At 40.1% G+C, this 21218-nt stretch carries 18 protein-coding genes and 1 tRNA gene; 3 read left to right on the forward strand and 16 right to left on the reverse strand.

Going from position 1 to position 21218, the window contains the following annotated elements; genetic code table 11:
* The 6 genes from A5867_RS17985 to A5867_RS12380 form a co-directional block, all read right to left on the reverse strand.
* Positions 1-809: CDP-glycerol glycerophosphotransferase family protein (locus tag A5867_RS17985; RefSeq protein WP_087628181.1), on the reverse strand; the 809-nt coding region annotated here is incomplete at its 3' end.
* A gap of 1 nt (position 810) precedes the next feature.
* On the reverse strand, positions 811-1839 hold the full coding sequence (locus A5867_RS12360) for a ribitol-5-phosphate dehydrogenase (RefSeq protein ID WP_087627731.1): 1029 nt from the start codon (positions 1837-1839) through the stop codon (positions 811-813).
* Positions 1839-2540, reverse strand: coding sequence for a 2-C-methyl-D-erythritol 4-phosphate cytidylyltransferase (locus tag A5867_RS12365; protein WP_087627732.1), 702 nt, complete (start codon positions 2538-2540; stop codon positions 1839-1841). The genes A5867_RS12360 and A5867_RS12365 overlap by 1 nt, the downstream gene beginning before the upstream one ends.
* Positions 2541-2557: 17 nt before the next feature.
* Entirely contained in the window at positions 2558-4540 is a 1983-nt protein-coding gene (locus tag A5867_RS12370; protein ID WP_087627733.1) for a CDP-glycerol glycerophosphotransferase family protein, read from the reverse strand.
* Complete coding sequence (locus A5867_RS12375) at positions 4530-5282, reverse strand: WecB/TagA/CpsF family glycosyltransferase (RefSeq protein ID WP_170927535.1); 753 nt, start codon at positions 5280-5282, stop codon at positions 4530-4532. The genes A5867_RS12370 and A5867_RS12375 overlap by 11 nt, the downstream gene beginning before the upstream one ends.
* Positions 5272-6507 carry a CDP-glycerol glycerophosphotransferase family protein gene (locus tag A5867_RS12380; protein WP_249270055.1) on the reverse strand — a complete coding sequence of 412 codons (1236 nt, stop codon included), beginning with the start codon at positions 6505-6507 and terminating at the stop codon, positions 5272-5274. The genes A5867_RS12375 and A5867_RS12380 overlap by 11 nt, the downstream gene beginning before the upstream one ends.
* Before the next feature lie 125 nt (positions 6508-6632).
* Between A5867_RS12380 and A5867_RS12385 the strand changes: the two genes are divergently transcribed.
* Positions 6633-8378 (forward strand): hypothetical protein, encoded by a 1746-nt coding sequence (locus A5867_RS12385; protein ID WP_087627735.1) that lies wholly within the window; start codon positions 6633-6635, stop codon positions 8376-8378.
* Between the two features lie 246 nt (positions 8379-8624).
* Here the strand turns inward: A5867_RS12385 and asnS are convergent, their stop codons facing one another.
* Genes asnS through A5867_RS12405 form a run of 4 tightly spaced genes read right to left on the reverse strand, consistent with a single transcriptional unit; the run spans position 8625 to position 14516 of the window.
* Positions 8625-9923: an asparagine--tRNA ligase gene (gene asnS / locus A5867_RS12390; protein WP_005229504.1), complete on the reverse strand. Its 1299-nt coding sequence runs from the start codon at positions 9921-9923 to the stop codon at positions 8625-8627.
* Between the two features lie 43 nt (positions 9924-9966).
* Positions 9967-11160, reverse strand: a complete 1194-nt coding sequence (locus A5867_RS12395) for a pyridoxal phosphate-dependent aminotransferase (RefSeq protein ID WP_087627736.1) — start codon at positions 11158-11160, stop codon at positions 9967-9969.
* 50 nt (positions 11161-11210) lie between these two features.
* On the reverse strand, positions 11211-11711 hold the full coding sequence (locus tag A5867_RS12400) for a DUF5590 domain-containing protein (protein ID WP_010749344.1): 501 nt from the start codon (positions 11709-11711) through the stop codon (positions 11211-11213).
* Between the two features lie 48 nt (positions 11712-11759).
* Positions 11760-14516, reverse strand: coding sequence for a helicase C-terminal domain-containing protein (locus A5867_RS12405; protein ID WP_087627737.1), 2757 nt, complete (start codon positions 14514-14516; stop codon positions 11760-11762).
* Positions 14517-14728: 212 nt separating this feature from the next.
* On the opposite strand from A5867_RS12405, the gene A5867_RS12410 reads away from it, so the two are divergent.
* Positions 14729-15499, forward strand: coding sequence for an SDR family NAD(P)-dependent oxidoreductase (locus tag A5867_RS12410; protein WP_087627738.1), 771 nt, complete (start codon positions 14729-14731; stop codon positions 15497-15499).
* A 99-nt stretch (positions 15500-15598) separates the two neighbouring features.
* Here A5867_RS12410 and A5867_RS12415 read toward each other — a convergent pair whose 3' ends face one another.
* The 5 genes from A5867_RS12415 to A5867_RS12435 all read right to left on the reverse strand — a co-directional run bounded on the left by A5867_RS12415 (position 15599) and on the right by A5867_RS12435 (position 19777).
* Positions 15599-16231, reverse strand: a complete 633-nt coding sequence (locus A5867_RS12415; RefSeq protein WP_010749341.1) for an HD domain-containing protein — start codon at positions 16229-16231, stop codon at positions 15599-15601.
* A gap of 110 nt (positions 16232-16341) precedes the next feature.
* Positions 16342-16542: a cold-shock protein gene (locus A5867_RS12420; RefSeq protein WP_003126918.1), complete on the reverse strand. Its 201-nt coding sequence runs from the start codon at positions 16540-16542 to the stop codon at positions 16342-16344.
* A 278-nt stretch (positions 16543-16820) separates the two neighbouring features.
* Positions 16821-17945: a hypothetical protein gene (locus A5867_RS12425; protein ID WP_087627739.1), complete on the reverse strand. Its 1125-nt coding sequence runs from the start codon at positions 17943-17945 to the stop codon at positions 16821-16823.
* Positions 17946-18052: 107 nt separating this feature from the next.
* Positions 18053-18748, reverse strand: coding sequence for a ThuA domain-containing protein (locus A5867_RS12430; protein ID WP_087627740.1), 696 nt, complete (start codon positions 18746-18748; stop codon positions 18053-18055).
* 96 nt (positions 18749-18844) lie between these two features.
* Positions 18845-19777 (reverse strand): PEP phosphonomutase, encoded by a 933-nt coding sequence (locus tag A5867_RS12435; protein WP_087627741.1) that lies wholly within the window; start codon positions 19775-19777, stop codon positions 18845-18847.
* A 69-nt stretch (positions 19778-19846) separates the two neighbouring features.
* Here A5867_RS12435 and A5867_RS12440 point away from each other — a divergent pair.
* Positions 19847-19918 (forward strand) — tRNA-Arg (locus A5867_RS12440).
* Between the two features lie 76 nt (positions 19919-19994).
* Here A5867_RS12440 and A5867_RS12445 read toward each other — a convergent pair.
* Positions 19995-21176: a GNAT family N-acetyltransferase gene (locus tag A5867_RS12445; RefSeq protein ID WP_087627742.1), complete on the reverse strand. Its 1182-nt coding sequence runs from the start codon at positions 21174-21176 to the stop codon at positions 19995-19997.
* Positions 21177-21218: the final 42 nt, after the last annotated feature.

Here is a 21218-nt window from a genome sequence, read left to right on the forward strand (position 1 = left end):
GTTATTAATAAATCAAAGTGCTCTAACATTGACTCTAATTTATTACCATCTTGAATAAAAGTTATATTTTCAGGATATTTCGACTGATTTAACCTTACATAGGGATGCAGTGATATTGTTATATCATACTCTTCTACTTGATCAGAAAATACTCGAATAAAAGTCTCTATCAAAGAAAGAGAAAAATCTGAGCTACCTGTTCTGTAAGTCGGAGCATATAAGACTTTTGTCCTGCTCCCTTTAGAATGAGTAATCCTTTGATTGATAATACTGTCACATTTGGGATTGCCAAGAGCTTTTACATTTTCTAAAGCCATACCGAATGCTTCGGCAAAAAAAACAATATCTTCATCCGCATTAACTACCGCTAAATCATAATTTTTATGAGGTTTGATCACATCAGTACGATTTTTTTTCACTGATAAACCAAATTTTTTCAAATGACCGATTGCATGCCAAATCTGCACAACGAAATTTCTTTCATTCTTGGTTACACAATGTAATGGAAGGAAGTAATCATCTACAACAAATATGCCTGATTTCGCTAGGTAATATAGCCCCTGAATAGAATGATACATATACAGAATTCTGCCTTTAAACGATCGTTCAAATCGAAATGTTAAGATACGTGTCTTATAATCACCATTTTCTTCAAAAGCTTTGTACATATTTTTTAACCCACCATATAACTCAGTATCACGATTCGAGACAAAAGTGACTAAATCTCTGTCATATGAACAAAATACAGTAAATAAAATGTAAAGAAGATTAAAAAAATATTTCACTACCAGCAATTTTATTTTTTTCACATCAGATGTCCCATTTCATCACTGATTTGCCCCAACTGCTGATCAAATCATCTTCAAAGAATTCAACAACATCTGATAAATGGCGAATCGTTTTGCGAATGCCAATTAAATTAACCAAACGTTGTCTTGTTTCTTCGTGCGCGCTTAAAAAGTCAACCGTCTTTTGAAATGCTTCTCTGCCGCTGCGAGAACTGCCAATCATAGTTAACCCTTTTTCAAGGATCATCCGTGTATTTACTTCGACATAATGTTCAGAAACTCCCATTAAAGCAATCACGCCTTGTGGCTTGATCAAATCAATAATTTGGTTGATTGCATCTTGACTACCCATTCCGCCAGTACACTCGATGGCATTTGAAATTTCTAAATTTGCAGGAATATCATCCACTTGATACGTTTCATCCGCAAATGAAAAATAATCCAGCTTTTCTTTATGTTTTCCAAAAACGATCAATTTGGCATCTGGATACATGTTTTTCAAAAGAACTGAGGAAATATAGCCAAGATTGCCATCTCCCCAAACGCCAAACACTTGTTGATTGTCATTCATTTTTTGATCCAAGCGGCTGATTGCATGCATCGCTACTGAAATCAACTCAATAAAGGCTGCTAATTCAGATTCAATATTATCTGGAAGAGCCACTGCTCGATCACGGCGCAAGTATACATATTCTTGCATGTAACCATCATAGCCACTAGAGCGAAATTTAGTACTTCGCAAATAATTTTCCTCAATAACGGGGTCCTCTTCAAATGGTGTGTTAGGTATCATCACAACCCGTTGTTTTTTTTCGAACTCGCCCTTCGGATCAAAAATAACTTCGCCGATTCCTTCATGGATCAATGCCATTGGCAATTTTTGACTCATGACTTTCTTATCTCTACTACCGGTAAAATAGCGTTGATCTGCATGACAGATCGATAGATAGGTTGGGCGGACGACGATACAATCTGATTGCTCGATTTTCTCATCAACGATAACCGTTTCAAATTGACGTGGTGAAACCAATCGATATACTTGGTTTAACATTACTCTCTCTCCTCAATGATTGCTTTAGCAATTTTCAAATCAAATGGTGTAGTCACTTTAATATTGGCTGTTGAGCCTTCTACGAGTCCTACTTTTTCTCCTAAAAGCAAGCAAATTTTACATGAATCACTTAAAGTTTTGATATCTTCTTCAGAAAGCTTATTTAGACAATCCAAAAACACATTGATATTGAACGTTTGTGGTGTTTGACCTTGATACATTTCATCTCGGATTGGTATTTCTGTTACTTCAGAACCATTGCCGCGGACGATCGTATCGGTAGCAGGGATCACTGTATCAATGGCATTGTATGTTTTAGACAAGCGAATATTGTCCTCAATGATACGGCGAGAAATGAATGGTCGTACAGCATCATGCACAACGATCACATCATCATCATGTTGTCCAAAAGATTCATGGATAAATGCGATCCCACTTTTCAATGTGTCATTTCTTTCTTTACCGCCAGCAATGATTTTGACCCGATCATCGTGAATATATTTGGCGATAATATCTTTGGCGTGCTGAATCCAGTTTTCTGGACAAGAAACAATAATCGCATCAAAGGCATCATTTAGGACAAATTTCTCTAATGTATGAATAATAATTGGTCGATTGCCTAATTGTAAAAATTGTTTTGGCATACCTACATTACCCATTCGTGTTCCTTTACCGCCCGCTAAAATTTGTGCATATAACATAGTTTGATCTCCTCACCTTAGTCGATTTCTTCTGTTTTTATTTTTTGTTTCTTTTTGTTTGTGGATTCTCCCCAATGAGGAATAAATTTCCCATCTGCTGTATATCTTGAATCAACTGCTTCTTCTGTCTTATCTTCTTCATAAAAATCATTGATTAGATAATCAACAAAGCGTTCACTTGCTTTGCCATCAAGATCGTCAAAGAAATAATGAACAAAATCATCAATTTTTTTATAATCGATTTTTTCTTCTCTAATTTGCGTGATCAATTCATTGGTATTGGTTGCAAAAGATCCCGGTATAAAGTCCAAGTAGTCATAATAAAAGTTTCTTGAACTCATATAATCCGCTAGGTCGGGACTAAAGAAAATCATTTGCTTATTTAGTAATGCATATTCAAAACATACCGATGAATAGTCCGTGATCAAGATATCTGTCACCAATAACAAGTCATTAATTTCACGATACGTGGACACATCATAAAAGAAATCGGTATATTTATAGGGAATATTAGGATCATTTTGAACAAAAGGATGTATTTTTAATAAGAAAACATAATCCTTACCCGAAAATTCTCGATAAATCTTTTTGAAATCAATCATTTCATAGGGATAATAAGCTGATTGTTGTCCATTCCCTCTGAATGTTGGTGCAAATAAAATCACTTTTTTGCCTTTTAAAAAAGGTAATTCATTATAAACTTTCTCTACAACGACCGCTTTTTCAACCTCATCAAAGAATAGATCTGTTCTTGGTATACCGATCGGTAAAATATTATTGATCGAGATACCAAATCCCTCAGCATACTTATCCGAGATATTGTGAGAACTAACCAATGCCCGAGTATAGTTTTTATGGTTGACACTATCCGGTTTAGGTCCCCCTGGCATTCCAACACGGCTATAGCCGAAAGTTTTAAATGCGCCAACTGCATGCCATACTTGAATCAATTCAGATTTTTCTCTAATCGTCAAAGGATAGATCAGTGGATAAAAGTCATCAACGATGATGTATTTACTTGTTGCAATTGCTTTTGCCAAAAGTCTGATTTCTGAGAAGGACTTCTTTTCTTTAATACTTGATTTTAAGTAAAATCTTATATCCACATCCAAATTTTTTTCCAATAGTTTGCGATAGATATACTCAAAATTTCCAGAAATATCGATCCGACTATCAGACAAAAAAGAAATCTTCTTCTTGTTTACAGGTTTCAAATGATAGTATTTATAGAAAAAGGAGAATAAATACCGTTTGAACACGCGAGATAGCGGGCCGTCTACGATTATTTCTTCTGTAGAATATTCTAACGGGTCAATATCTGAGAGTTTCTTGGACAAGATCGTGATAAAGCTCCCAGCAAAATGATGAACGATCGTCAGACTGAACTTTTTGTTGCTGCGGGCTGAAAAGCTGTACATTTTTGTGGAAACTATTATATCGTTTGTTGCATGTTTAACTTTTCCGACAGTATCTCTTTTGGTTATCCAGCCACCAGCATCCCGCAGAAATTGTGTAACTTCAATCAACATTTCGTAATTACCGACTTCGATTGGTTTGCCATCACTAAATGTTGAAAAATTGATCGCGCCTCTGTATTTTACCCAACCTTCTCCCTCTTTAGCTTTTTTATTGATCAAAGGTACCGTGAATTCCTGATTGGTTTCTTTGTTGATAATAATCAAATTTTTACGTATCAAATCATCTGAAATAGTCTCATCTGTTTCGAAATAGGCATAGCCATCGATTTTAAAAAATGAGTTATTGAATTCGATCTGATCAACGCCTCGTTTAAGAACATACTGGTTATTTACACTTTTGCCAGCTGCACTTCCTTTGCTGCTTGTTTTATTGATTACATAGTCGCTTAGAATTTGATCCATTACAATACTACGCAATTCTTTGCTATCAATTTTGGTTTCTTCCGTGTTATTCTTAACAACTACTGTCGAATTTCCTGTAATTTTTCGCTTAACACGCCCTAAAAATGATCTAATCCCCATTTGTCCACCTCATAGTCTTATTTCGATAGTTCCAGTATAAACTTTTCCCCAAAAAAACAGGTAATTGCAACATTCTTCCAATCCTTGTAGGGTTACTCACCGAGCGGTATAACCACTCCAAGTGCCACTTGATAAATAGGTCAGGCGCGCGCTTTACATGACCACTCAATACATCAAAGCTTCCACCTACATCTTGAAAGATGTGTACGTTGAGATCTTGAAAATGTTTTGCTAAAAATTGCTCTTGTCGTGGAAATCCTAACGCAACAAAAAGGAAATCAGGCGATACTGCATTGATTTGTTTGACGATTTCTTCATCTGTTGATGTTACATACCCGTCAATCATACCAACAATCCGAAGATTAGGATACATTTCTCTCACATGCTTATCTGTATCTTTTAAAACATTCGGTTTGGCGCCGTACAAGAAAATCGATTTTTGATGTCTATCGGCATATGCGAGCATTTCTAGCATTAAATCATATCCAGCAACGCGTTCTTTGATCGGACCGCCTGTCAGCTTTGAAACCAGCACAATACCAATACCATCCGGAATTCGATGAGTACTTTGTTTAATAAAGGCTACGACTTCAGGATAACCTGCCGCTTCAGTAACAATTTGGGGATTGACACTGATCAGCGTCATCTTTTTGTCTTCAGACAAATAATTTGGTACATCCTTTACAATATCTTCCATCGTCAATGCATCTACAGGTATTCCCATCACTATATCAGTTTGCATATTGTTTATCGATCCAATCTATTAATTGTTTGGCAGCATTACCTTGTGGGAATGCATTCCATTTCTTATTAAATTCTGTGCTATCATCATGACTTGTTGTCAATATTTCCCTAACTAATGCTTCATTTGAGTCAACACTTTTTTTGGATGTTTCTTCAATAAAAGATTCTTGCACACCTACTGTTTCAATATACTCATTCAAGTCATAGCAAAAATATACAGTTTTTCCTGCTGGATTCGCTAATGAATATTCAAAGGGTACTGAAGAATAGTCTGTGATCAAACAATCCGCTACAAAGAGCAAGTCGCTTAACGGCCAATGATCTAATTTTGATGTTTGCTTGCCGTTATCGGCAATTTTTTTCTTCAAAAAATGATCATGAGGATGAGGATGTATCATAAAATGCCACCCTTCCCCCAGTGCTTGTTGCATGTAATCAATCTCAATTGGATTTTCTTGGTAATGTTCTCGATAAGTAGGTACATATAGAGCGAGTTTCTTTTGCTCTGGATTATCTTCATGATATTTTTTTTCTACTTGCTCTTTGATTTTTTGATCAAAGTAACGATCAGTCAATGGATAGCCGAAAGGTAGAACCTCGATCGATGTATGATAACTTTTGGCAAAGATATCTGCCATGTGTTGTGAGCTGACAACGTAATGTGTATACCGTGCATAGACTTCTTGGTATCTTTTTTGATCTATTTGTGTAGCATGTTTCGCATAGTTCGCTTCTAAACCAAATTTTTTGATAGCCCCATTTGCATGCCAAATCTGAATGATTTTGGTGGATTCTAAAAAATCAATCCCACCTAGAACAGCAAAATAATTATCACAGACAATCACTTTGCTATTTTTCAAAATTGGCACGATTTTTCTTAGTAACACATCAAAGGTATCGAGAGGATAGACTTGGCACCCCTTTTTTTTGTATTCTATTGCCATCCCTTGAGCATTTTTTGTATAGCAAATAACCAATCTTCCTTGGTATCTTTCATAAAGTTTTTCCAATATATACTCGCTTGTACTAGGAAAACTCATCATGAAAACGACTTGGTCATGTTGATGACGTGCAAATTTACTAGCCTGTCTGACGCAATGCAGATAAAATGATTTTGATAATGACTTCACTGAACGAATTTGCATAATTCCCCTCTTTTTCACACTAACCTTTATTTTAACCGATATTCGCACAAAAGAAAATATTTGTAATAAAACCGTCATATTTCCTCCCTGATCCTATGGTTTAGACACAGCATGATATTAGCTATTTTTCATTGTTCCCCTTATAATGATGTGATAATATATTACTTCGACGAAATTTTACAAGCAGCAGAAAGGAATTAATTATGAATACTCATAAAAGAACAGGTTTTAGTTTATTAGCTATCGCCATTCTTGCTTTATTTTTTATTTCACCCCAAATTTTCCAACGATCCTTGATTGTTGCCAATGACTGGATTTTTCATATGAATCGTTATTATGATACATCTATGCAAATTCAGACTGGTCACTTCAACTACTTCCAATCCTTATTTGGATTTAATCAATCCGGTCGAGTAATCAATGCGATGTACGGAGCTGATTTTGCTTACTTTGCCGGTTTTGTTTTGGCAGTTGTCAAGAATTGGTATCATTTCGAATTAATTCTTAATTTTTTGTGTTTTTTCATCGCAGGCTCTTCGATGTATATACTTACGCGATCTGCTAAACTGAACAATAAAATTGCTATTTTATGTGCTGTTTTATATATGGGTTCTCCTTTGATTGTCTGGTGGACCACGACTCAAGGGTTTTCTGGAATGGGAGCTGCTTTCTTACCTCTAGCTTTTGTTCCAGCTCTTCGCATGATACAAAATCGTGAATATCCCATTCAGCCTATTGTTTTTGGGAGTATTTTTGCCCTACTTTTGTCTATTCATATGTTTACCACATTGCTAGCATGTATAGCAATTTTACCTTTTTATATCATTGGTTTCATTCGCTCAGATCAAAAAATGCAAATGTTTAGACAGACAATCCTTGCTGTGTTCATTGCTGTTTGTTTGTCTTTGAATACATTTGCTGCCATACTTGATTTGCATACTGATACTTTAATCATGCCTCTAAATGCCGCTGGACTATATAACGGTGGAACATTTCTCTCCTTAGGTGCGATGGACTATAACAATTTTGGCTTGATATTCTCGCTTATATTTATCTTTCAACTGGTCATAACAGTTGCCTATTGGAAAAATATGTCAACACTGATCAAAATAACCAATGTCACTGGACTCATATTTTTTGTTATTTCTTCAAAATACTTCCCTTGGAATCATCTCACAGAACAGTTACCTGCTCTGCTGAGTATTCAGTTTTTGAGACGCTTTTCAGGTATTACCTGTGTCTTGCTGATTCTCGGATTCGGTTATTCAATGAACCACTTGCGTCATTATCTCAACAAAGATGAATCCAAGAAATCCCTAATGATTGGTTTAGCCGTTTTAGGATTGATCAGTACAACAAGCGGTTGGCAACTAATAGATAAACAAGCACAAAGATGGAATTCTGATACTCCTCTTTCCGGTGATACGAATGCAGCACAACCTATTGAGTCTGATCCTATTAAAATAAGAACAGGATTGACCAGTTCCGACTTATCTCAGGCATTCACAATTACACAGAAACCTACACCTGATTATTTGCCTACAAAGACCAATTTGATCAATGGCTATTCAACTTATTCAAATGAAGTCTTGCATAACGATCTTGCGATTACTAAGACCGTCACGAATGATGCAAAACTTAAAATCACTTGGGATAGCAATCAAACTGAGGAAAAAAACATCTTACTGCCAGTAATTGTTTATAACAATAGTACATTAAATTTAAATGGTAAAGAGTTAACTGCTGATGATTACCAACTATCCGATATTGGCGCCTTAAAACTAAGGAACAACCATGAAAAAAACACCTTAGTGATTGGATATCAGCCATCAATCTTCTTTACTATTTCACTTTATATCAAAGGATTAGCCTTCATTGCTCTTGTTTTATACAGCATCTGGAAACTCACGCAAAGCAGGATACTGCACAAAACGAAAGATAAAGAGTGATCGAGAAGTTTCTATCAGATGAATCACGTCAAAAAAAGAGCTTGTGATATAAGTAAAAAGACGACATTAATTTCCAAACATTTGGAATTTGATGTCGTCTTTTAAATTTAGAAAAGCTACTATGTTCTAAATTAATGATGAATTACACGCAAAATTTAACGAACAATTAATAATGATTTTGATGCTTTGTTCAATTATCAAACTGCTTAAACATTTTATGTTACACTCGTCGTTTTGAGCTCGATTTTACGGATAAATCCGATTCAACAACCGTGGAAACGGAATGGATTCTCTTACGTGCTCGATTCCTGATAACCAGGTAACGGTCCGTTCTAATCCAAGACCAAAGCCGGTGTGAGGAACTGAGCCGTACTTGCGTAGATCTAAATACCATGAATATTCATTTTCGTCCAAGCCGTGGGCGCGGATTTGTTCTAGCAGGTATTCATGATCGATAGCACGTTCAGAACCGCCTATGATCTCGCCATAGCCTTCTGGTGCGATCATATCGGCACAGATCACGACATCTTCTCTCGTTGGATGTGGCTTCATATAGAAAGGTTTGATGGCTTTTGGATAGTTTAAGATAAAGACGGGCTGATCGAATGAATTGGCAATAAAGGTCTCATGTGGTGAGCCAAAGTCATCGCCCCATTGAATATCATCAAAGCCGTTCTTTTGTAATAATGCCACTGCATCATCGTAAGAGATTCTTGGGAATGGTAATTTGGTGTATTTTTTCAAGACTTCACGGTCACGGCCTAAGACGTCTAGTGCATAGTCACAGTTATCAAGCACATTTTGCACTAAGAATGCCACGTACTGCTCTTGGACTTCTAAACTTTCTTCTTGGTGCATAAAGGCCATTTCTGGTTCAATCATCCAAAATTCAATCAAGTGACGACGTGTCTTCGATTTTTCGGCACGGAAAGTTGGTCCAAAAGAAAAGACTTTGCCAAACGCCATAGCGGCAGCTTCCATGTACAATTGACCGGACTGAGATAGATATGCTTTTTGATCGAAATAGTTGGTTTCAAATAAATCGGTCGTTCCTTCTGGTGCTGATCCGGTTAGGATCGGTGGATCGATTTTGATAAAGCCATTCTTGTTGAAGAATTCATACGTTGCCCGGATGATTTCGTTTCTGATTTGCATGATGGCGTGTTGTTTTGAGGAACGCAACCATAAATGACGATGGTCCATCAAGAAATCTGTTCCGTGTTCTTTTGGTGTAATTGGGTAATCGTGGCTTTCACCGACAACTTCTAAACCAGAAATGCCAATTTCATAGCCAAATTTTGAGCGGCTGTCTTCTCTGATTTCCCCCGTGACCAGTACGGCAGTTTCCTGATTTAAATTTTTCGCTAATTGGAAAACTTCTTCCCCTACTTCACTTTTTACAACGATTCCTTGGAAATACGCTGTTCCGTCGCGAAGTTGTAAGAAGGCGATCTTGCCGCTAGAACGTTTGTTAGCAACCCATGCTCCGATTTGAACGGTTTCGCCAACGTGTTTTTTTGCATCTAAAATTTGAATAGATTCCACTTGATTCTCTCCTATCTAATTAATAAAGGCACCATAGAGCATTTTAAGCTTTTTGGCGCTTCTTTTCAACAAAATCATGGATTCGTTTGGTAGCTTCCTCTAACGTGTCCCAATCAGTTGCATAGCTGATCCGTAAATAATCCGGTGTGCCAAAACCAGCACCAGTCACTACTGCCACGTGGGCTTCCATTAGTAAAGCTTCTACGAAGGCATCAATGGTTTGATAGCCGCACATTGTCATGGCTTCTTTGACATTTGGGAACAAGTAAAAAGCGCCTTGGGGTTTCGTCACCTGAAAACCAGGAATAGCGGCAATTAGCGGATATAGTTTGTTCAAGCGTTCTTCGAAGGCCTGACGCATCACTTCGATCGATTCTTGATTACCAGTCAGTGCCTCAACTGCAGCGTATTGGCTAGCAGCCGGCGGGTTGCTGGTAGCTTGGGAAGCGATATCGACCATCGCTTTGATGATTTTTGCATCGCCGACAGCAAACCCGATCCGCCACCCAGTCATAGAATAGGTTTTAGAAACGCCGTTGATCACGATGGTTTGTTTGCGGATCTCTTCTGATAGACTAGCGATTGATGTAAAGGTATTGCCGTTATAAACCAAACGACCATAGATATCATCCGCTATGATCCAAATATTATTTTCCACTGCCCAGTTGCCGATTGCCGTTAATTCTTCTTTTGAGTATATCGCCCCTGTTGGGTTGGCAGGCGAGTTTAAAATGATGGCTTTCGTTTGCTCTGTACGAGCGGCTTCTAATTGAGCAACAGAAACTTTAAAATCTGCTGATTGCTTGGCTTCAACAAACACAGGTGTCCCTTGCGCTAAACGGACTTGTTCCGCATAGCTGACCCAATAAGGCACTGGAATGAGTACTTCATCCTCTTCATCAAGGAGCGCTTGAAACAGCGTATAAAGGGCAAACTTCGCGCCATCTGTCACGATCACTTGGTTTGAATCATAGTCAGCACCATAAAACTCTTTCATATAAGCAAGAATCGCCTGTTTTAACTCAGGAATCCCCGCAGTTGCTGTGTAAAAACTAGCCTTGCCGCTCTCAATCGCTGCGATCGCTGCTTGGCGAATGTTTTTCGGGGTAATAAAGTCGGGTTCACCGACAGTTAGACTTAATACGTCTACACCTTGGTCCGCTAACGCTTTTGCCTTAGCAGATGCCGCTAACGTTGCGGAGGGTTCCAATTTTTCTGCTCTTTTTGAAAGTACCATGTTTATCATCCTTTCTACGATCCAAAATTCATTCTATCATAAGCGTCTTCCTATAGTTCAGTGATCGCTTTGATTTCTTCGCCATCTTTGAAACCAATCAAATAATAGTTCAAACGACCATCGCCATCTTTCGTCATGACTTCCCAAGTTGGCTCGCCTTCAAAAATACCCAATGCGGCCTTTTGGATTTCCTGACCTTGATGATTGTCGCGAACAAATGCCTTAGCTTGTGCTTCCGTCAGCCCATCCGCTTGATTAAAAACAGAAACCTTCTCACCGCTTTTTGGGATGATCACAACGATCTCATTGTTATTCGTATCCTTTCCAACAATGCTAAAGGAGGTTTCCTCACGGGTAAACCAATAAAATTGTTCGACCTCTGCTAAATCGGTGTATCTTTCTGCTATTTCGATTGCTTCGTTTCTTGCTTGTCGCATTGGACGAGAAGAACGGAGATAGAAAATAGAAGCGAAGAGAATAACGACCAGTAAGACTGTGATCGCACTCAGCAAAATAACCACACGCCGATGTTCTTTGTCTTTTGTTTTCACACTTCGTACTCCAATCTTAAATAAAATCCATTATATCAGATGTTCAACTCATTTTTCAAAATCGGCTGCTGCTTTTTCCTCTTGCGCAAAAAAATGTTGGATGTCTTCGGCGATCTCGGTTGGACTTGCTTCAATCAGAGGTAAGTTTTTGGGTAAGCCTTTGACCATTCGTTTGCCATACTTTGTCGATAGCAAGCGTCGATCAAGGACGACCATCACGCCGGTATCCTCCTCGGAACGGATCAAGCGCCCCAATGCTTGGCGCAGCCGTAAAATCGCTTTAGGTAAGGCATCTTCTTTAAAAGAATCAATGCCTTCTGCTTCCAAAAAGGCGTGCCGTGCTTGGACCATGGGTTGTTTAGGGTTCTCAAAAGGCAATCGGGTCACCACAGCGATCTTCAGTGCCTGTCCTGGTAAATCGACCCCTTCCCAAAAACTGCTAGTCCCTAATAAGATACCATTTTCCGCTAATAAAAATTTCTTTAAGATTTTCTCACGGGTTCCGCCAGTCCCTTGAGCAACGATTTCTCTGCCATAATGCAGGGCTTTTTTATTCAATCGATCATAGACATTTTTCAAAGTTTCGTGCGCCGTAAACAACACAAGCGCTGGTTGCGGATTGTCAAACAAAATCGGGACTAACGCTTCGACTAAATAATCCGCGTATTCGGCAGCTGATGCTTGTTGGATCGAGAGACCTTTTTTGATTACATACAGTCGCGTTTGCTTGCTGTAATCATAAAAGGCAGGAATCGTTTTGACTGGCACATCCGTCAAGCCGATCTGATGGGCAAAATATTCTTTGTTGCCTGGGATCTTCAATGTCCCCCCTAGATAAATGATGTGCTGATAGCGTTGGTACCATGTGCTCTCCACGATCGAATGTCCTTCTAGATCAGCTAACTCAATCACAGCATTTCCTGACTGGGGATGCTTTTTCAGCCAATGAACGTAACGAGGATGCCACCAAGTCAACCACGCGGTCACTGTTTGTTCCTGTGCGTCCATTTGACTAAAGAAATCAAATAAACGGGCAATCACGATCCGTTGTCTTGCATACCACCGATCATTGGTCAACTCGAATCGCTGACGCAGCTGCTGTTGAATCTCATTGATTTCCTGATAATAGAGGCTCAATTTTTGATGTAGCTTGTCCTGCTCTAATGACCCCTCATAGAGGTCACGATGCTGAACGACTTGTAATTCTGGGGCATCGATCGATAAGGTGCGAAAATACTGTTCTTGTGTTTCGACCAAAACCGACAATGCATTTCGATACAACGAGAACATCCGTTGCAAAAAATCGTCCTCGGTAATGATCTGGGCAATTTCTTCAAATAGTCCTTCTTCATTCAGCTGTAAAAACTGCCGCTTGAAATGAGCAGAGTCAAAGACATGTTGACTAAATCCTTCTGCTTGCTGCGGCAACTGTTGGGCTTCATCGATCAACAAATAATCACTCGTTGGCAACAGTGGCTGCGCCCGTCGGTTTTCCTGCATTAAAAAGGCATGATTGACGATCAAAACATTGCTTTGCGCCATCCGCCGATATAAATGTCGAACAAAATCTTGTTCATAGAAGGGTTGATCTTTGGCTAAAAAGTCGACCCCGCGATGGCGAATGTCGGTAAATAAAGGATGATCAAGACGAACTAAATTCAATTCATCAAAGTCACCTGTTTCTGTTTTGGTCAGCCAGACTAAGATCCCCATCTGATATTGGGCGTATTGCTTTTGTTCTACCGGTTGATCCAGCGTCGCTTTAAAGCGCTGCAAATCAATGTAATGACGATGGCTTTTGACCAAGACCGCTTGCAAAGGCTGCTGCAGTACTTGGTTCACCAATGAAATATCTTTGCTAACGATCTGATTTTGTAAAAGAATCGATGAGGTGCTAACGATCAATGGATTTTCTGGCGTCGCTAAATAAGCGGCTGGAAACAAGTAACCGATGGTTTTTCCCATCCCCGTTTCTGCTTCAATAATCAAATTTTTCTCTGGTTGGGTGTAATGCGTATACACCGCATTCATCAAACGTGCTTGTTGTTTCCGATAGATCAAGTGCTCGCCAAAGCGCTGTTCTTTTTCCGTTTTTACTTTCGGATACGTTTCTTGAAAATGCGTGGCTTCAAAAAGCGGAACAGTTTTTTTTCGCAGGACGACGCCGTCGATCACTTCGAAATCTTCCGCCAACTCTGGTCCTTTTTCTTTCAAAATTCCGTGAATATACTCACTCGTTTGCATCCCCATCTGACCGCTTAAAAGCGCAATCTGTTTAAGAGTCGTCCGTGGTAGCTGTCGCATGATTGCTTCAATGTATAAAAATAATGCTGCGGTCACTTCTGCATCACTATCGGCTTGATGCGGGTTGTCATGACGAAAGCCGATGCTGTCTGCCAGATCACCTAAGCGAAAGCTGCTTTCTGTCGGCAAAAACACTTGCGCCAATTCCACCGTATCGATCCCTGGAATCGATAAAGGCGGCAGACCGCAACGAACAAATTCATTGCTTAAAAAATGATAGTCAAAATAAATGTTATGCGCCACAAAAATCGTATTGCTGAGTAAGTTGTAGATCGTGTCAGCTATGTCTTCGAAATAAGGCGCTTTGCTTACTTGCTGGTTTGTGATGTGTGTCAATCGTTGAATTTGCTTAGAAATTCTGCGGTCAGGGTTGATATCTGCGGCAAAACGATTAATGATCTTGCCATCTTGGACTAAGACGCAGCCAAATTGAATAATTCGATCAATCGTCGAATCGGTTCCTGTTGTTTCAAGATCCACCACAGCGTATATGGGTTTCATTGTATTCCTCCTTGCACACTGTCTGCATTATACTACAAAATCAATGGCGATTACATCTGTTTTCCCATCGGATACGAGGGTTCGCAGGAAGAAGAACCTTACTATCTAGTATCCGTATTTATCAGCCAAAGGAATTTGTCACTCGTCGCTGATCGCTTTTTTCGACAAAAAAAGGGATCTTTTTTATAATTTACTATAAGGAGGCGAAAAAAATGAATGATTTCAAAAACAAACAAGTGATTGTAACGGGGGCTGCTTCAGGAATTGGAAAAGCGGTGGCAGAACAATTTCTAGCCCAGGGTGCTCTTGTTGGATTGATTGATCGCAACGAAGAGGAGCTACAGGAGTTTCTTGCTGACTATGACGCACAAACCCACTATCGTGCCGTTGACGTCACTGAAGCAGAGAAGCTGCAAGAAGCGATGAGTGGTCTTGTGGAAGAACTAGGTGGTCTCGATGTACTTCACGTCAATGCCGGCATCAACGGTACTTGGACACCGATCGAAGAATTGACGGTGGCGGAATGGGACCAGACGATCAACACAAATTTACGCAGTACCTTTATTACCGTCAAAGCTGCGATCCCATTTATGAAAGCAAACGGCGGCAGCATTGTCATCACGAGTTCAGTCAATGGAAACCGCATCTTCAGCAATTTTGGTGCAACTGCTTACAGTACATCTAAGGCAGGTCAAGTCGCCTTTACAAAAATGGCTGCGCTGGAACTTTCTGGTTATAATATTCGGGTCAATGCCATCTGCCCTGGGGCGATCGCAACGAATATCGATGCCAGCACAGAAATTGAAGAAGAGGTTGCTCGCGTTGAGATCCCCGTCAAATATCCAGAACGTTCTCGACCATTAAAACAAGAAACAGGCGTGCCAGAACAAGTCGCCAACCTTGTGCTTTTTCTATCTTCAGAGGCTGCGGGCAATATTTCTGGAACGGAAGTCTATATTGATGGAGCGGAATCTTTGCTTTAATCCAACAAAAAAACGAAAAATCAAACCTGCTCCCCTCACTTGTTTCAAGTAAAACCTGTGAGATGGATCATTTCTTGATTTTTCGTTTTTTCTTTTTGTTTATTTTTCCACCAAAGCTGCGATTTCTTCTAGAAAAGCAGTCTTTCCATAAAAATCTGCATTCAATAACTCGGGAAAAATGGCTTCAAAGAAATAGGTCACACATGGACGATGCTGAAACGCTTTGACCGTCAAAACCGCTTCACGAAACATTTCTTTGAACACTTTGTCGGGGTTGCTTTTTGAGATCTCTTCAAAAGATTCATACAAAAGATCGATCTTATCCGCAATTGCCAACAGCTGTCCTTCAAGGCTGTTGTCTTTGCCATCCGCCAAGCGTCTGCGATACGTCGCTTGAAAGCTTTGGGGGATTTCTTCTTCGATGAAGGCATCGGTCATTTTTTCTTCAACGGTTGATAACATCGCCCGCAATTCTTTGTTTGCATATTTGACTGGCGTTTTGATGTCGCCAATGAAACGTTCCGTGTAATCATGGTTCAAGGCTTTTTCATAAAGAATTTGCCAATCGACTTGATTTCCCGCTTGTTCTTCGATATCGGCTAAGGTCTGGGCAATCATGGTTACTCGAAACGAATGAGCGGCCACGCTGTGCTCGGTAAACTTAAAAAATCCAGGTGCTCGTTGGATTTTTTCTAAATTAGCCAATCCAAGAATAAATTCATTCAATCCCATCAGTTTGCCTCCTTTTTTTTCTAAGAGTATAACAACTACTTTCTCCGCAAGCAAATATCACGCGCACAAAAAAAAGAGCAGCTAAGCTGCTCTTAAAAGGCATTCACAAATTACGCTTTGTTAACGTTAGTTGCTTGAGGGCCACGTTGTCCGTCTTCGATATCGAAAGTCACTGCTTGACCTTCTTCTAAAGTTTTGAAGCCTTCGCCTTGGATAGCTGAGAAATGAACGAATACATCGTTACCGTTTTCTGCAGTGATGAATCCAAAACCTTTGTCTGAGTTAAACCATTTAACTGTACCTGTTTCCATAATAAAAATCCTCCTTGTGTTTATACACATATTTTGCAATTACTTGTATAAGGTGAAAATGTGGAAGATGTTTAAGATGAAACAAGCTACCATAATTTACCGTAACAAAAACTACACTTTGTATTATAGCACATTATCTTCTTTATGACTAATAGAAAATCAAAAAAAATGAAAACGCCTTTATTTTTTTATGATTCGCAAAAAGACTGCTGCACTAAAGATCTGCAACAGTCTTTTCTTTTTTGGAAACGATTTATTTACGAAGGACGCAACTGCGTTTAGTAGCGCAAAATCGCAGTCAAACTTTTTTCTCCTGGGGCATCTTTTTGTTCCAAAATAGATACCTCGCCGCCATTTTCTAAAACATCGATTGCCAGCGTATTTAACACTTGGCGACGATCGTATTCCGTGTCAGGATCTTCTCCAAACCCATCGGCGAGATTGGAAGTCGCTACAAACAGATTGGCGATCCTGCCTTCTTTAGCTGCAGGTACGATATCAACCAATTGGTCAATAAATTTCCGATCCAACAGCTTGCCGTATTCCCCAACTTCTTTTTGTGTCAACTCCGCAATCAGCTTTTGCGTACACGTTTGGATCTCTTTCAAAGATAACGATGCTGGTGAAGAGGAAATGCTTGGTTCTGCTTTGAAAAAGTTCGTTTTTGCCACTTTTTTAAACAGGGTTTGATTTTCTGGTAAAGCAAAAAGATACATTGGTAAATGCTCTTCGTTTGAATAATCATTTTTAAAAAATGCATCAACTGCTTGGTAGTAGTTGACGTGATCGATCTCGACTTCTTCATCTTTGGCACTAAAGCCGTGATAAGCGACGCCTTCTCCCCCTGAGTTAGGGCCACCTTGGGCACTGTAATTAAAGTTGCCGCCGCCAGTGATTTCTTCCCCCAGCGCTTTTTCGATCGTTGTCGGTGCCTCTTCTGGCAACTCGACTTCACGCACTTGATTGTTTTCAACTTGATAGACTTGCATTGAATCGCGATTCAACGCTAAGAGATAAAATGGGTAATTAAATTGTGCGTTTTTGATGACAGCTAATACATACGGGGTTTCCCCTACATAATATTGATCATCCACACGAATACTTAACCGATGGACCAGTACATCTTCTGGTGTGATAATCACCGCCACACTCGTTGTACTGTTACGCCAAAATGATTGATCTGCAAGCAGTTCATCAATTTTCGTTTGAAAAAGATCCCAAGAATGTTCTGGGTATTTCTTTTCAAAGCGGCGCTTCGCATCTTTGGCAAAGTTCTTAAATTTGATTTGATCCTTTTCGACATTCTGGTGGCCGACATGCGTATTGAGCATGATCGTGACAAATGGTCCTTTGATTCCGTCAGATATTACCTGCGATAAAAAACTTTTTCCAAATTTTCCCATTCCACATTACCTCCTGCTTAATCAAATACAAATAAAGTGTACCATGCTTATTTTCTTCCATAAAGTAAAACGATTGCACGCGTTTATTTCTTCATTCGTTTTTCTGATTACTCACTATACTGGCTATTTTTCAGCGGATCAGCCAAGGTATTTCTGGTGGCCCATAGAAAGCCTCGTTTGGTCCAAGTCTGAATGGTGGGCTCTTCTAGCTCTTTTAGACTGTGTCCAACGGATTGGAAAAAGACTCTGCCCTTGCCCCATTTTTTGATCCACATCATTGGCAGTATGACGTCTTGGTTAGCTGCATTCGGATGATCTTTAGCGGCAAATGTTGAGGTAGCTAACACAGTGACGGCTGGATCAACCAGACAATAGTATTGCTCCGTCGTCAACTGAGGGATCGATTGAGTATTTGCCGTAATATAGTGATCTGTCGTAAGATCGATGCTATAGGTCGTTTCCAATCCACCAGGATGTGCCAAAAAACAGCCGCCAGTCAGAAACAACCAGCCTTTACTGGCTTGAAAAGCCGAGGCAAAGCCGCCATGAACGCCTGCTAATCCTAACCCTTCTGCTACAGCCTGAGTGACATTTTGCAGCGGCTCATCAGGCAATTCTCCTCGCGTCCAATTCATGATCAACAGATCCAGCCTTTTTAATTCTTCTTTATGATAGAGAGGTTCAAAATCTGAGGCGAGTGTCACCTGATATCCTTCTGACTCCAGCAACGTTTGGTAAAACTGACTGGTTTCTTTTGGGGTGTGTCCTTCCCAACCTCCGTAAATGATCAATGCTTGTTTCATTTTGTGTTTCCTCCTTTCTTTCTAACTTAGCGAAAAAAATGCAAAAAGCGAAGCAGAACGATTCTCCGTTTTCCTTCGCTAGTAATTTTTTCTGATTTAACGGTTGATTGAACGTCCGACGCGATTGATCGTATGGTGCATGCCTCTAATTGCAACCGATGTTTCGAAAATATTTTCGGTCGGTGCCATGCCGCCATAGCCGGCATCACCAATATGCTGCAGATCGACCCCACAAGTTTTGTTGATAACGGCTAATTGTCGCAACGTTTCTGGACGCGCGCTTTCTTGACTCGTTCCGATCGCTGACATCGTCAATAAGTCATATTGTTTGGCAATTTGAACAGCGTCGATCAGATCCTTTTCTAGAAAGCCTTGAATCGAGCCAACGGAAGGCAGTAACAAAATATCTGCTCCAGCTTCAGCGTAAGAAATGATGGCTTCTCGATCAACCACAGGTTCATCTGAGCCGGCACTGTGCATTTTTCCAGCGATGATCAACCCAGAGAAATGTTCTTTTGCCAATTTTACTGCTTTAGCGATTTCTCGGTTGGTCACACCCGTTCCAGGATTGCCTGTAAAGCAAAGAAAGTCCACCCCGAGTTCTTGGGCTTTTTTGATGGTGTCAACCGAACTTGTTCGGCCTTGACTGATGCTGATCTTTTCACTCATCATTTCCGTCGTAGCTGGGATCGGCTCAAGATTGATGCCGACAGGTCGTCCAATCAGTTGTTTTAGTTGAGGAATCGGATTTTCAATGGGCTGTGTAGGATCAAGCAGCTGCTCCAATGTGATACCAGGCATCCCAAAAATAGCTGGACGATAACAATCAAAGCCATTCAACAAAATCAAGTCAGCCCCAAAAGCTGCCGCGACTTCTGCGTTGGTGATGTCGCCAGCTTGCGGCATGGTTTGAACCACCGTTTCACAGACGATCACTCGTCCTTCGCTCGCTTTAATGGATTGTTTCAATTCTTGCGCCGACATTTCTTTGATTTCACTATAGTTTGCACTTATCAATCGTTTGACCATGTTTTTCTTCCTTTCTTTTCCTTCTCATCTTGCGAGAAACACGAATAACAGGTAAAATATAGCTATTGTGTTCCCTTAGTTAAATGGATATAACAAGTCCCTCCTAAGGATTAGTTGCTGGTTCGATTCCGGCAGGGAACGTTTTTTGAAGAAAAAGATTCCTTATTTTTAAGGAATCTTTTTTTGTTGGAAAGCAAATACCTCTGCCTCGATTTGCTTAGAAATAATCTTCCAGAATCGGCTTTCCGTCTGGTAAGTTTTCCTGAATCATCACTGCAGCTTCCTTCTCCGTTTCCATTTGCTGGAAAAAGACCAAGGAATCAAGGGATTGTGCCTTAAAGAACAGTTGTACAAAACGCTGAATCGACAAGGTTGCTTTTGGCAGCTGGGTGGCGGTCGTTTTCGTGACATGATGCTGAGCGTTTTCGATCGTCACTTCATAACACCCATTATTCCATGGGGCATATTCGTCCCCTTGAATTTCTATGGCAAAACGACCAGCTTTTTTCAACGTAAATGGATAGCTTGTTAGAAACCCTTCCACATCGACGACTCGTGCCATCATGTCGGGGCGCACTTGATAGTGAGCCAATGGTTTGGCTGCATTTACTTGCAGGACTTCCCCATCAAACCCTGGTCGATAATGGATCTGCGCTACTGAATCTGCATGGGAAACGATAAACCGATTGAATCCTTGATATGCGTCAGCGGTCAAATAGCCCCACTCTTGAATATCAAAGCGTCCTCCTTCAACAAAGTAGATCAAATACCCTTCAGGAACGCCCGCTTCATTGCGATAAATCGCAAACGTATACGGTCTGCGCAAAACAAACTTGATTTCTTCCCACCAGGCTTGGCGAATCAGCCCACCTTTTTGATGGCGAGGCAATTGATGATAAATCTCGTGAATGATCGGCTGTGCTTCCTCCCAATTCATGCGTTGAATCCTTCCGTTCACTTTCTTCCCATCGGGCCATTGATGCGCATCAACTTCATAAACGGTGCGTTCAAAGGTATATTCAAACCCATATCTGCGATAAAACGCAAAGGAGAAAGGTGCCAGATAGGACAGAACGATTTTTTGTTCATAGCAATCTTTAATGATTTGTTTCATGATCCGATCGATCCGACCTTGGCTGCGATACTCTGGATAAGAAGCCACAAAACCGATCCCTGCCATTGGATAAGTCGTTCCATGAAAATTCACATCAAAAATAGTTGCCATGATTTGGCTCGCTAGTTTTCCATCCTCGTCGTAGGAACCATAATTCCATGAATTCTCCGCAAGCTTGCGATAGCGCTTGATATTTGTTTCATTCAACTCCCACTGAAAGGCATAAGAAACCAATTCCAGTACTTCTTGCGAACCGAATTCGGTCATTTTTTTGACATCTGTCATTCCTTCATCTCCTCTACTTGAAAACACGCAAGAAACGCAAAA

This window comes from Enterococcus sp. 6D12_DIV0197 (assembly GCF_002174385.1).
GTDB classification, from domain to species: domain Bacteria; phylum Bacillota; class Bacilli; order Lactobacillales; family Enterococcaceae; genus Enterococcus_D; species Enterococcus_D casseliflavus.